At 58.8% G+C, this 13,036-nt stretch carries 9 protein-coding genes; 1 reads left to right on the top strand and 8 read right to left on the bottom strand.

The window, feature by feature from the left end; genetic code table 11:
- The 6 genes from NKI37_RS16100 to NKI37_RS16075 all read right to left on the bottom strand — a co-directional run bounded on the left by NKI37_RS16100 (position 1) and on the right by NKI37_RS16075 (position 8,477).
- Positions 1–1,548, bottom strand: coding sequence for a hypothetical protein (locus tag NKI37_RS16100; RefSeq protein ID WP_352789190.1), 1,548 nt, complete (start codon positions 1,546–1,548; stop codon positions 1–3).
- Between the two features lie 103 nt (positions 1,549–1,651).
- Positions 1,652–2,698, bottom strand: a complete 1,047-nt coding sequence (locus tag NKI37_RS16095; protein ID WP_352789192.1) for an FAD-dependent monooxygenase family protein — start codon at positions 2,696–2,698, stop codon at positions 1,652–1,654.
- A gap of 9 nt (positions 2,699–2,707) precedes the next feature.
- Positions 2,708–4,456: a ferritin-like domain-containing protein gene (locus NKI37_RS16090; protein ID WP_155927448.1), complete on the bottom strand. Its 1,749-nt coding sequence runs from the start codon at positions 4,454–4,456 to the stop codon at positions 2,708–2,710.
- A complete protein-coding gene (locus NKI37_RS16085) occupies positions 4,457–5,785 on the bottom strand; it encodes a radical SAM/SPASM domain-containing protein (RefSeq protein WP_352789195.1) in 1,329 nt (442 codons plus the stop codon). It lies immediately after the preceding gene.
- On the bottom strand, positions 5,782–7,413 hold the full coding sequence (locus tag NKI37_RS16080) for a hypothetical protein (protein ID WP_023692681.1): 1,632 nt from the start codon (positions 7,411–7,413) through the stop codon (positions 5,782–5,784). The genes NKI37_RS16085 and NKI37_RS16080 overlap by 4 nt, the downstream gene beginning before the upstream one ends.
- 89 nt (positions 7,414–7,502) lie before the next feature.
- Positions 7,503–8,477: a trypsin-like serine peptidase gene (locus NKI37_RS16075; RefSeq protein WP_023692680.1), complete on the bottom strand. Its 975-nt coding sequence runs from the start codon at positions 8,475–8,477 to the stop codon at positions 7,503–7,505.
- Between the two features lie 1,012 nt (positions 8,478–9,489).
- Here NKI37_RS16075 and NKI37_RS16070 point away from each other — a divergent pair.
- On the top strand, positions 9,490–10,521 hold the full coding sequence (locus NKI37_RS16070) for a heme-binding protein (protein WP_023692678.1): 1,032 nt from the start codon (positions 9,490–9,492) through the stop codon (positions 10,519–10,521).
- A gap of 213 nt (positions 10,522–10,734) precedes the next feature.
- On the opposite strand, the gene NKI37_RS16065 is transcribed toward NKI37_RS16070, so the two are convergent.
- Together NKI37_RS16065 and NKI37_RS16060 are read right to left on the bottom strand one after the other, a co-directional pair.
- On the bottom strand, positions 10,735–11,001 hold the full coding sequence (locus NKI37_RS16065; protein WP_023692677.1) for a hypothetical protein: 267 nt from the start codon (positions 10,999–11,001) through the stop codon (positions 10,735–10,737).
- 331 nt (positions 11,002–11,332) lie between these two features.
- Positions 11,333–12,748 (bottom strand): hypothetical protein, encoded by a 1,416-nt coding sequence (locus tag NKI37_RS16060; RefSeq protein ID WP_023808238.1) that lies wholly within the window; start codon positions 12,746–12,748, stop codon positions 11,333–11,335.
- Positions 12,749–13,036 lie beyond the last annotated feature (288 nt).

The raw sequence follows: 13,036 nt of genomic DNA, 5'->3' as shown, positions 1-13,036 counted from the left end.
CTACCTGCTTTCGCATTCTTCGACGTTGAATAGGCCGTCGTCGATTATATGCCCGATGAGCACGCGATAGGTAACGAAATTTCGGTCCAACTTGTCTTTCACATCGTGAACCGTCTCCTTCGTCGCCACGACGACTCTACGGTCGCCTTTCATAGCCGCTTTTGCTGCCTGGAAGGCAGGCCCCCCGGTGACGCTGAAGACCTCGACATTGGACATGCCTTGTGCGCGCGCGATCTCCGTGAAGCGGGCTACCGCTGGCGACGAACCGCTCAACCGTCTTCCGGGGCGGGTCGCGGCCGAAGCGATCGACTCTCCCTGACTGGCGAGCGCGATCCGGCGCGATTTCCTTTCGCTCGCTTCGTCTGCCGGAATGGCCATCGTTTTCGGAACCGCCACGCCCCCGTCCACCAGTGCTTTTTCGGCTGTCGCCGGGCATATCGAAGGATCACCCAGCAGCAGGAACTGTGCGATCGTCTTGAGATTGGTGGCAATGGACATCACTTGTGTCAGGATGAAATTCTGGCGAGCCTGCAGCAGGGCTCGCCCCGAAGACGCGCCGCCGAGCACCCGTTGGATAAAGACCTGGCAAATCAGATCGGCCTGCCCGTTCGACGAAGCGGGCCCGTAGGACACGTTTGTCGAACCGAGAAAGGAAGCGGCCCCCTGCATCATGTAATCCATGCAGATCGGTTTCGCTCTTCCGAGAAGAAGATAATTGTAGAGTTGAGCGCCGTAACAGCATTCAGCGGCTGCGACGGCGCCGGGGCTTATAGCGCCCGGGGGTATCTTGCTGGAATCCATCGCATCGCTGAATGCGCCGGCAGCATCTTCGCCGTAGAAACGGAAGTCGCCGGAGTTTCCATGGCAGTTGATGAAGTGCGCTTTGCTGACGAGCGACGGATCGATAAGGTTATGACCGCTGGGTCCGGACAGGTACAGGCCAGCGGCGCTGCCGAAAACGGCGTTCAGGCTAAGTTGGGTGGATATCTGCCATATGTCTGCACTTATCGAGAAAAAAGGACTGAAGGTCTGTGAGGGCAAAGGCGCGTGAGCGATGCATTTGTCGATCAGGCCGACAAGGATCAAATGGTTCATTTCGCCGACACATGCGGGAAGTCGGCCGACCACCCTTGTCACGTTCAGAAAGTTGGCGGCGACTTTGCTGAAAGGGCTGGGCGACGCGTACGGCAGGTCGCTCGGGATCGTTCTGTCGCGGTCCATGATGCCGGAAATGGGATTGAGTTCGATATGTGGAATGATGTCCGGACCGTCGAGAAGCATGATGTAATCGCACGCGAGAGATCCGTGAATGGCATCGACGGCCTCTTTCGCTCCCCGCTCGTCTTTGGGACCGATGACCGGTTTGCCATGCACCGCCGTCATGTGGGCCAGGTTGTCTATATCAAAGACTTGCGTCGTAAGTCCCCGCGTCGCGTCATGAGCGACCATTCGACCCAAGGCGATGTAGATGGCGGCGGCACCTGCCGCGCCATATTTGGCCCGAAGGGCTAGATTGTTGGAAACTATCGCCTTGTGAACCGGTGCCATTTCCTACTCCCCTATCTGATATCGCCGTGGGCTCCCGGCCCGTCGCGTCCCAGCGGCGCAACCGACCGCGAATCCGAGACTACTAGCTGGCCAGGCCAAGGCCTTATCCCGGGTAGACCGTACTCATACCGGTCCGCGTCGGATTACCGATCTTCCATTCGTCGCCGTCCAAGAACTCGAGGTATTCGACCCAGAGCGGATCGCCCGCAAAGGATGACATCGCTACGATCTCCGCGACGAGCGAACGCCCGCTGGAAATCGTTCGGCTGCGGTCAGCGGGCAAAGCAGTCGCCGGGCGGCCGAGATGGGCAAGCACTGACTGGACCGCGTCAACCAGCCCGACCGCAAGCCCCTGGGACGACAATGCGTCCTGTGCCATGACGGCATCGCCGATCTGCAGCGGTTCCCGACGGCCGTTCGACCATTGCATCGTCGTGGCTCCGGAGCGCCCGATTTCAGCGAACTCCGCAGGCAGGTCGTGGACAAGCCATGCCGCGGTCTCGGCCACTTCGGCGCGAACTTCCGGCCAGGCGCTGCGCATCAACGCACCGTTGCCGACGACGCCTAGGCAGATCCGATGGGCATTGCCCATGCGGTAGAAGTATCCGCCTTTCCCCGCGCCGATCCCGAAAGTGGCGACCGTCGCCTCGTTTGTCTCAAAGAGCCATTGGCGACCCACGATCGGTCTGCGCGGCTTGCTGACAGCCGAAGCGGTGACGCTGCTCCGCCCCGAGGCGTCGAAGACCGTCTCTCCGTCTTCTGCGTGTTCCAGCGCTGTATTCCGATCGACCCGTTCCGTCGTGAGTACGACCCCGAGACTTTCTGCTAGTTCGAGAAGCGCAATATCGAGTTCCGGACGGCTTAGGTGAACGCGCCCCGTCGTCATCTTCCGCGAAGGGCCGATCCGGTTCCATTGGCGCATCTGTTCGGTAAATACCTTGTCCACTCCTACAGAGCGTGGGAAGACGCCGGTTTCGACAAGCAACGCCATGGTCTGCGACGGAACGCTTTCGAGCGTCGCTGCATCCCCCTGCGACGGCCAGACGGAGCTGCGGACCTCCGCCTCCATTCCGTTCCGACGAGCGCAGATAGTGGCCATCAGGCCTACCGGCCCGCCGCCCAACACAAGCAGTTTGCGAGCTGTGCCCATGTCACCCGCTCATGGAGGCGAGATCGGTGCGAACCGCGGATCCGCTACGACGTTGAATACCACGATGAAGCCCCCCGCCGCGACAGCCGATGCCAACGAACTGAGGCCTGCGCCGACCATATCCCGGCGCGCTTCGTTGATCTCCGTAGCACCCTGGAAGCGACCTTTCGTATAGCCCGTGTGGAGGTCGTCGAGCACGCCGAGATACGCGGCTTGCAGAGCGACATGGTCAGGCTGAGCAGCATCAGGTTGCGTGGCCGCGGGGTCCCTGAGGTACTTGGCCTCCTGGTAAGCGCCCAGCCATTCCCTGATATCGAGAAAAGTCTGGAAGTGGTCTTCGCCTTCCGCGATTATTGAGCTGACGGCTTCGGCCCATTCCTTCGCGACGCCCTCCGGCATGTCCGAAGGCGGATTTTCCAGTGTCGCGAGAATGTCCATATATAAGCCGTCCACTCCGGCCGAAGGCGCTTCGATATCGATAAAGTCGTCTATCGCGGCCCGGGACGCTACTCTTGGGACCACCGGGCGGTGACCGCCCCCGGGACGCGGCAGCGCATCGGCGACCTGTAGCGCAGGCTTGAAAGCCCCGGGCGGACTGATGGCGCGGATGACGTCGTTGACGGCCCGCGTATGTCTCATCTCCCCGATCGCGATACGCATGATCTCCGCTCGAGCAGCCCGTATGCTGTCTGCGAGAGCGTCGTCTCCGGCGAGCGACGGATCGCCGTCAGGCTTGAACGAGAACGCGGCCGCTAGATACTCGTGAGCCACCGCAAGTTCGACGCCGGCGGCGTACCGCAGGTGCCTGAGTAGCACGGCTCTATTCGGAAGCGGAGCTCCATGCACGACTCCTGGGCGGAACGGCGAGGTCGTCTCGCGCGTGTTGATGACAAAATGCAATTCCTCCCAACGGTGGTTGATCTCGTGATGGTCGAGCGCGCCATCGGGCCTGAACGGGCCCGCCGATGGGGGCGGTTCGTCGCGGACCACGCGATCCGCCCTTTGCCAAGGCACGGAAACGGTCCACTTCTGGTCCTGCGCACCAGACCCTCCGGCGGGATAGACGGGCTGGACGATATCTGGATGATTGCTTGCCCAATAATGACAGCCGCAATCCCGGAAATCGTGCGTCCACGGGCTACAGAGCGACTGGCTCATCTCGCCCGGCAGGAATATCGATGACAACGCGCCTTCGTCGTCGAGGTATCTTTCCCGCTTCGTATTAAGCGTAACCCCCGTTCCGTCGCCCCGCGTGAACGAGACCTTCAGAGGCGCTCCCTCGGTCAGCATCCGGACCGCGGTCCAGCTGTCGGGAGGCCTTCTGTTCGGTCCGTTGCTCTTGTCATTCAGCTGGGAAAGGTCGAACGCCAACTCCCCCAGTACCCCGAATGATCCCTCCAGCCTGCTGACAACAGCAGCCGCGCCATCCCCCAGGTCGTCGGAAAGTGTCTGGTACACTTCGAAATCCTCGCGCGTTATCTCGCCCGCACGTGCCGCCTGGAGTGCCGCGCCGAGATCAACACTCACCAGGCGAATTTCGCGTACCACCGCCACTGCGTCCATCTCCATGAAAGGGACAAAGCGTCGCTCCAGATTTCGCACATCGCATTCGAGCCCGGGATAACAGTTGCCGACGCCGGACTCGAGCCGCGACGAGGCGGGATTTCCGGCTATTCGATGCTTTCCCGTAGCGGGATTCGAGAGCCGCCGATGTGCGGTGACATTTCTTGGGAGCAGTTTGCCTTCGTCGAATGACATTCAGATCTCCACTACGCCGATAGAGGCGGGCTCGAAACGAGTGTAAGGAGCGGCGGTCAGTTCGCAGTACGTCTTGAGACAGAAGGTCAGCCAATCGCGCACGAAGTCACAGCTTGCGACTGTTCGCGTGCTCGCTTCCTGATGGCATCCGCCGGAACAGAGGTATCGAGCCCAGCAGCTTCGACAATCGGTCTGATTATGGACATGACGCGCCGAAAGAAATCCGGCTCTACGATCTCGGTCGATGCCGGACGAATCGCCCAGCTCGAACTCGTCGTCGCCTATGGCGCGATGACATGCATACCACTTGCCGTCGGCACCTACAGAGAAATACCCGCCTCCGGCGCCGCAGGAGAAGGGCGAAGCCCAACCCCGGTGGATCTGCCTCAAAGCGATCACCAGATTGGTCAGTCTGATCGGCATTCCGGCCTTCGCTCTAACCACCTCGCCTGAAGCAACGCCAGCGAGATCTGACAGGTAAGCCACATAGTCGGCATCTCCGAAACCGCTGTCGTCCGCAGTCTTTCGCAACGGCGATATTCCGACCTCCTTGAAGCCGATTCCCAACACCGAATCGAACTGGCTCTGCAGATCGGTTCCGTTCCGGCGAACCGACATCCGTGCAGCGACTTGAGCCAGACCCGGCTTGTCGAGAAGTGGCGCCAGTTTCCGCTCCAGGATCTCGTGGGAACCACGGCCGCGGGTGTCGGGCCGTTGCGCGTCGTGGCGCTCGCGGTCCCCGTCGACGCTGACCGTGACGGCGAACCTGTGAGATCTGAACATCGCCACATCCTCGTCCGTCACCAATGTACCGTTAGTGGTAATCGAAAAGCGCACATCCAGACCACGGCTCGCGCCGATGAACGAAGCGTATTGCACTGCATCGCGTACGAGCTTCCGGTTCATCAGCGGCTCGCCGCCCAGAAATCCGATGGTGACCGGGGCGTCGTGGACGGCGCGTGAAAAAAGTCCGTCGATCGCCCGGAATGCCGTTTCCGCATCCATCCTGGAGGTCTGCTTGCCCGAAAACCCTCCTCGGTCTGCATAACAGTAGCCGCATGACAGATTGCACGAGGACGAGACGTTCAGGGATATGCTTTGCGGCTCGGGCAAAGGGATCGTCGACAATTCTTCTTCGAGGGGCGTTGTCTCCCCCATCGCGGACACGACATCGTCGATTCCTTCCGCATCGCGATCCCAGGAAGCGGACAGCTCCGGAGGCACGTCGAACAAGCGCGAGTAAGGGACCACCAGGATGTGGTCTCCGACCGACGACCGGAACCGCATGTAATCGGGGCCGCCGGAAATTGCCTGGGCATGCATCTTCATCTAGGTGATCCCTTCTTCTTGCCGCCTTCAAGCGATGCCAGAACTGCCTCCTTCCGACGCGCTGATTTCTCCGAGATCTCCGTGACGGGCGCCGGAACGCCCTTGGGCTTGGTCCGCGTATAGGCGACCCATTTCTTCAAGAGCTCATGCTGCCAGCCTACGACGGTCAGCGGCTCTGCATTCGACTGCCGCATAAAGGGAGGCATCTGCATGGACGAAGCGCCCCGGCTCTCGTCCGGTCCGATGAAAAACGGAGGTCTCACCAAGTCGAGAATGCGATTTGGCGTCGAGCCGACAAGCCTTTCCAGGCCTTGAAGGTCGGCCAGGTCACGATGCCGCATTCTGGCGTGACTGGTGAGCGGCAGGGGCAGCTGCTGCGTGGAACCGGGGAGGGAAAAGATCGGATTGCGCAACGGGTCTCTTCCCCCGAGCGCAAACTCCGGTCTCGGCCGATTTCCCTTGTCCAGGTCGTCGGGCTTCAGATCCGCCGTCGGTATCTCGATCGCTCGTCTGAGGACGTAGTCGTCCAGATTGAAAAGAGAGACGGTTTCGTAGACGCGTTCGAAGAAATCCTCGATCCAGGCGTCCAGTTCCTCCCCGTTGATATCGTCGTTTCGTCGTTTCCAATCTCCCGAGCGGTCGTTGAACTCGTCGGCGACCGAAAGAAAGGGCCTGCGGTCCGGCGCGAAATCCGGCGGCGCCACGAATGCAGCCGCACGTCCCGGCCGAATGTTTTCCCCGGCTTCTCCAGCAAGCCGTACTTCGAAGTGAACCTCGCAGGTGTCGTCCACGACTCCCAGCGACGGTCCAGTGGATCCGGTGTTCGAGTCGATCGAGTCGTAAGTGTCAGGAGGAGCCACGATCGGGAGCGTAGACGCACCGTACCAACCCGCTTGATCGTCCAGGAACGCATTCTCCTTGCGAACCGCAGGCTGATCACGGCCAAGTTCGGGCCGGGTCTCGGCGGCCTGCGGCGGACCGTAGAATTTGCCCGTCGCGGGCCAAAAGCGGAACCTCAGCGTCTCTAAGTCGACGTCGCCGAACCAAGGGTGTCCTTCCGCATTCCCCGTGGCCCTGAGAAACTGCACATGGCCCAATGGAATGCTTTTGTTTTCGGGAATCATCGGCCGGGTGGACGGAGGCGAGCGTCCTTCGATGAAGTGCTTGCCGTGATCGGCGCCCGTCAGTTCCATCGGAGTATTGGTTCCGAACACAAGCGCCGGATTTCCCGCGCGCCTCGCGGCCTTACGGTTGGCGGCCGAGACACTTAGAACGACGTCCGCCAGCTGAAATCCGTTGTCGCCGAGCATTTTCTCCGAGAGCGGTGCATCGACCCAGGTGTCCGGTGCCGAACCCTCTGCGCCAGTGCTCGACCAAATCTCAAAGAAAGGAGCGACTGGCCGGATGCGGTCGCCGTCGCGAAAACTGATATCCGTCGGCATGTAAGGTCTAAGACTGCCGTCAGGTTCGACCGCGAGCGTCCACTCAGGAACGAGCGTAGTCTTGCCGTCGTATCGGGGCACGTCCACATCCGCCCAGGCATAGGCCTCCACGGCAGAGGTACTGCTGCCAAGGCGGGCGACCACCATGGGAGGAGTTATGAAGAGACGCCTGATATCGTTCGTCATTGACACCCTCCCATACGCACGATCCTTCGGATCGCCGCGGAAATCGATCTGAACTGGGCTCTGAAGTTTGGGCCGTCGAGCCGCGATTCTCAGGCCGACAACGCCTCGGCGATCTCGGTAATTCTCGTACAATCCTCGCCGCGGCAGCCGCTCGTCGGGCAAACCAGCGACACGAAGCAGTTCCCGTTGGCCACGTAATCTGTGCCGCCGCGAACCAAGATCCCCTCGACGACACCATCGGCGCCGAAAACAGGCGAACCCGAGTTGCCTCCGTACGTATCCAGATTCGCTATGAAGTAGGTAAGCGCTGTGTTGTCGCGCACGTTCGAACCATCAGCGTACTTCAGCGGCAGGCCCGATGGATGTCCCATCACGAACACAGGCGCGTCGTCAGCGATGCGCCCCGACGTACGGAGCCCCAGCACGGCGCGATCCGGAACGGCCCGATCCAACCGAACAAGCGCCCAGTCTTCGCCGGAGCCCGTATTGAGCATCCAGCCGATCATTTCCTTGCCGGAGTAAATATCCTTGTCGGGAATGTTCAGCGTCGTGTTGTTCGCGTCGGTCATCCGGAACCCGAAAACGAACCTTACTGTGCCGACGTTCGCCTCGTTGATGCAATGTCCCGCAGTGGCCATCACGTCCGGTGCCACGAGAAATCCCGTACAGAATGCTCCCGTTGGCTGTTCTGCGAAACGCTCTCCGCCGCAGACCCCCTGTGATCGGGAAAGAGGAATAGTAAACAGACTGGACGTCCCGTCTCCATTGGATGTTACGCCGGCATCCCTAAACAACGCCGCCACGCTTTCGGCAAGCGTGCGTTCGAGGTCATCGACAAACTCATAGTAGTCCTTGCGGTCATCGACGCCATATATGCCCTTCTGCTTCGCGGACAGTGTCGCGACGACGGCCTTGGAGTCTGCAGAAGCTAGCACCGATTTGGTAGCTCCGTCCTTTGCGTCTGGTTGCGCGCCGGGAGCAAGCTTCGCAAAGATTTCTCGCGAACGAAGTTCTTCTCTCAGCTCCGAAATGGAATAGGACTCGAGCTTGATATCTTCAGACATGCCACCCTCCCATGCAGCGCATCTGCGCCAGCTTTCTTACCCTAGTCTCTTGGCCACTTCAAAACTTTTGACGCCACATACATACACATCTGAAGCGACAACTCACCGAAACAATGCATCGTTGTCGCTCTCGTGTCGGTGGGCTCTCCTTGTAACAGCTCGGCAAACAAGCCTCTGCGCCCCCTTAAGGCACCAAAGTATTTGAATCTAGCAAATCACACTAAAAAAAGGAGGTCAATTATTCTTTGAGATGGCGTGATGGAGCATCCACGACGCGTATTAATTCGATCGTTCCGACGCGGCGGCCCCTAAGGCTGACCCATCTGGCTCGTCATGATCGCCGCCGAAGAGCCGATCCTCTGTTGCGACGGCTCAAGCAGCGGAATGCCCTACCGCCAAAAGCAAACGTTGTGTCTAGAGTGCTAGTCGCGAGATCGCTCAGCATATTCTATGTAGCTAAGTTACTAATATGATTCTTATAATTGCATATATAGACAGTTACATTCAGCTGCCCTCTCGCCGGCGGCGCGCAGACACCCGCTGGAAGCCGTGAACAAGCTCGGCAACCGCACGTCGATTGAACTTACCGGAGCTCAACGGCATCTGCGACTTCAGCGACTTCAGCGACTTGGCGAACCGGGACCGCTATCTGCCGGCACGTGTTCAGGTTGGCGTCTCCAGCCGCTTCAGAAACAAGTCAAATAAACTGTCGATTCATAACCACCCTGCGACTCATTTTCGGGTCATCAAACAAACAATTTCAATAACTTATGGGTTTGCATTACATAATAGAGATGAAGATTTTCGCGCTGCTCATAGAGCATCGGCACGACGCGATAAATATTTATGAGATCTTGTTGACGTACCGTAAATCTACTGTCATTTTATGGACTACCGCTAGGGGAAAAGCGGTCCATTTCGATTAAAGTTGACCAAGCCTATAGTGGTCTACAAGGCGACTACTGAAGCTGCTTTATGAAAAAATTGGCCTGCTGTGTCATGAGGAGTTGAGATGCCCATACAGACGGATTTCAAGTTCAATCAGAAGCACTCCGGCGCGCCTGCAGTACCCAAGACCACTGCCAAAGCGATATCGGAAGTCGACTTCCTGGGCCTGCTGCGAGAACTGTGTGGCGACGAACCAGCAGGAAACGCCCAGCGTACTTGGAAGGGACCGGGGTTCAACATGATCTGGCGGCCGAACAAGCCCGACGTGACCCCCGGCTTTGGCAACCAGCCGCACTTTCTGCAGCTAAACATGACCGACGAGACGCTGTCCTTTACCGACATAAGCGGTCCGACGGGCATCGCCAACAGAGGGTTGCTGCAGAAAGATATATTCCTGGGTGGGGTAGCTTATTTGCAGACGATCAATGATAGTTTCGACAACACTGGTCAGCATTTCGAACCCGGCGTGTTTAACAACGTGCCCGAGACAGAAAATCCCGGGGAATCTGAAACCGTAGTGCGCATGGGTTCTATTCCACACGGCACCACGATCAACATGCAGGGTCGTTCGTTCACCGCACCGGAGCCGAGGATCGAACCGACCTCTATCGTGCCATTCCGGATCGGAAGCGTCGATGACGGCGTCACTGACTTGCTCCCGTTTGCCGAGCAGGATCTGTCGACGCCGACGGACTCGCGAACTGATCTGACGCGGGTGGCCGAGCTAGATCAGGCCCACCTCGACAACCCAAACCTTTTCCTGACCGACGTGTTGGCGGATCAAACCATTACCGAAACCGTGGTTCTGGTCCTGTCGAGCGACTCGACATTGCCAGGCTCCGTGCCGGATGTCGGCGGCGGCACCGCCAATATTGCCTTCCTGGCCGGCAAGGGTGTGCCGCCCGCCGGCGGACCCAATGCCAACACACCCCGCGTTAGCGCGGTCTTCTGGATCGAGAGGGGCGCCGACAAGGATGGCAAGCCTCTGTTGCAGCTACAGTACACGCAGCGCGTGATCCTGGACTTTAATGGGCTGAGCTGGCCCCATGTCACCGTGGCCACCCTCCGGCCGATCGATCCATCGACAGTCGCGTAACGTTCCGGGCCTCGCTCATACCAAGTGATTTCGGAGCTTTGCGCCTCATCGCAGATGTTTGATAACCAGACCATCATCCCAAAAAGCAGACGTGCTCATGCGCGTCCTGAGGGAGAACCGGAAATCGGCTAGAACGCCCAACTACGAGCGGGCACGGTGATCGTCTTCTCGCCCGGCAAACTTGAATGAATGTCGTCGAGGTGGTCGGGGCGGCTAACCGCTCTTCTGAGCCCCGCGGCGGTAAATGTTTTGGTCATCGGGGTCGCCGGGCTTGGGTGCCGGCGGGCGGCGCGGAAACGGCTTCGCGAAGTTGTGCGGGACGAACGTCACCGCAATGGTGTTGCCCCTGATGCTTTTCAGCTCGCCGTTCGCGTTCAGGGTCGCGGGGGCAAGCCGGATGGAAATGTCGCCCTTGGCATCCTCGACTGCGGTTATGCTGATCTCAAAGGAATTGCCTCGCCCTTTTTCGCCCGGAAACACACATCGCTGGTCGTGTCGCCGGCATCCAGCATCGCGTCCCACAGGTTGGCGAGGGTCCATGCGATGGGCGCCCAGTCGAGCATCGCCTTACTGGCTGAGCAGCAGGTGGCTGGTGAATGTGAGGATTGGCCGGTCTTTGACGTTGATGCATTCAGGCCGCCGCCGAGGACAGCGCCACCTGCCGGTGCCCCTGAAAGCCGCGGCCCTTATCGTATTAACGGCAACGGCCTCCGGCATTGCCCCGGGGGCACCGACTCGTCGGAGAGCCCCCCTTAAGCCCCATGGCGTTTATCCCGCAAGAGGCAACCCTCAGCACGTAATGACACGGTATTTACGGTGTGGGATCCGCATTAGCGGTATCCGGCGGGAGGTCACAGTGCTTTAGGAGTTGGACAACATCTGGTGAATCTTTCAGACTACCCGGTGCCGACGGAGGCATTGTCTTCTCAATGGCGAGTTTCAGAATTCCGCAGTATTCATTTAGCTCAAGGGACAACAGAGGCAATCGACCCGCTGCCCCGTCCTTTTCGTGGCAGCCGGAACAATCGCCCGGAACTTTTGCTGCAGCCATCGAGACGCTGTTCTGGGGCCACGACGCACCAACCAAGGGATCGTACCGGTTGGTGGAAAACGTTGGCAGATTGAGCGGAGGCTTGTTGAGCCGTCCCATAAGCAAACCTCCACCGAGATCTACCTTGGGATGGACAATAAAAGGGTTCTCGCCGGCGTGGCAACTTGTGCATGTACCGCCGGTGCCGAACTCAATCTCTGCACCACCTGCCTGAAACCGTCCCTGGGGATCCACGGCCAAATCCGGAACGCCTATCGGGATCATATCCGTAGTCGAGAACGGAAATCCGCGTACGATGGTATTTCCGCTCTCGTCGAGCATGGGCATTTGGTTGTCCCAAATGCATACCTTGGACGACAACTGCCCCATACAGATTGCACCGTCCAAGATGATCTCTTGGAGGCTATCGTCCCTATAGCGCGGAAGCGCAAAGCACATTCCTTCCGGATTGCCAGCGCTATAAACCCGCACCTCTGCCGGCGTTCCCACGATAAACTGTAAATTGGGTGGTATAAAGCCCAAGCTTTTCCACCCGATCTTGCCATCCGGATCTATTTTCCCAATAGGAGGAGGTATGGGCACGCCATTGGCACTACATTCGTCCAGATACTTTTGACCAGAACTCGCGCTTATGGAGAAGCCGGAAATCGGACTTGACAGCAGCGCTTGACGCTTCAGGAAGTCGCCGACAGCCTTGTCCGGCACAAACCTCCTGACTGGCGGCAGAACCCCCTTATTGGCGTCACGCAGATCCGCGTCCGGGACGATGACGGCCATAGCGTCGCTCAACGCTTGCAATTTGACTCTTATTTTCTTGGCATCCGTACCGCTCAATGCTGAAGCAATTGATGACAAGAATGCAGTACGCAGTAACAGTTTGTCCTGGGGTGTCGAGGCAGGGATATTGTCGACTTCATTCTTTAATGTTTGGATTTTTGCAACGGTATCGCTGCCAGCGATCTTGGTCAGCTGTTCCTCGTAATAGCGCAAGCTCTCATCGATGAAGGACTTCGTGATGTATATCTGGTGACCTTGACTATTGAAAAACCCGCCATGCCCAACATAAGCAACGGGGTCATCTTGTTGGGTATGTGCCGAGGTGCAAAGGAACGCCAGCACGGCAGCCGAATATACAACCCGTGAAAAAGCGTTGGATACGAACCACGACTTGTTCACAATGCGCCTCCATCTGCACGAGAAAACTAGGATGTATTTTCTGGGCACTCCGGCAGACACTGGCATATGTCATGCTGCAAGTGCTAGCGCGCTATATTCAATCTATTTCTAGGATAGCATGACATGAAATTGTCGCTGTGACTAGAGCGATACCCTTTCACAACTATGGTGTTTCGGGCTGCCCTAAACTGCATTCCTAGAGGTGCGCGTGCCCCAGGGAGCCAAGGGGCGCTGCCCCTCTCTGGCCACAAGCCAATGCGACACGCCCGAGCCTCCGCGCTTCGTTTG

It is taken from the genome of Mesorhizobium sp. M0626, from assembly GCF_040320665.1.
GTDB lineage: Bacteria > Pseudomonadota > Alphaproteobacteria > Rhizobiales > Rhizobiaceae > Mesorhizobium.
This window is presented reverse-complemented; position numbering and strand designations above follow the sequence as displayed.

What these genes read in the sequence shown, in the direction of transcription:
- NKI37_RS16080 (WP_023692681.1), bottom strand. Translation starts at nt 7,413, where the DNA reads ATGACGAACGATATCAGGCGTCTCTTCATAACTCCTCCCATGGTGGTC.
- NKI37_RS16095 (WP_352789192.1), bottom strand. Translation starts at nt 2,698, where the DNA reads ATGGGCACAGCTCGCAAACTGCTTGTGTTGGGCGGCGGGCCGGTAGGC.
- NKI37_RS16070 (WP_023692678.1), top strand. Translation starts at nt 9,490, where the DNA reads ATGCCCATACAGACGGATTTCAAGTTCAATCAGAAGCACTCCGGCGCG.
- NKI37_RS16085 (WP_352789195.1), bottom strand. Translation starts at nt 5,785, where the DNA reads ATGAAGATGCATGCCCAGGCAATTTCCGGCGGCCCCGATTACATGCGG.
- NKI37_RS16075 (WP_023692680.1), bottom strand. Translation starts at nt 8,477, where the DNA reads ATGTCTGAAGATATCAAGCTCGAGTCCTATTCCATTTCGGAGCTGAGA.
- NKI37_RS16100 (WP_352789190.1), bottom strand. Translation starts at nt 1,548, where the DNA reads ATGGCACCGGTTCACAAGGCGATAGTTTCCAACAATCTAGCCCTTCGG.
- NKI37_RS16090 (WP_155927448.1), bottom strand. Translation starts at nt 4,456, where the DNA reads ATGTCATTCGACGAAGGCAAACTGCTCCCAAGAAATGTCACCGCACAT.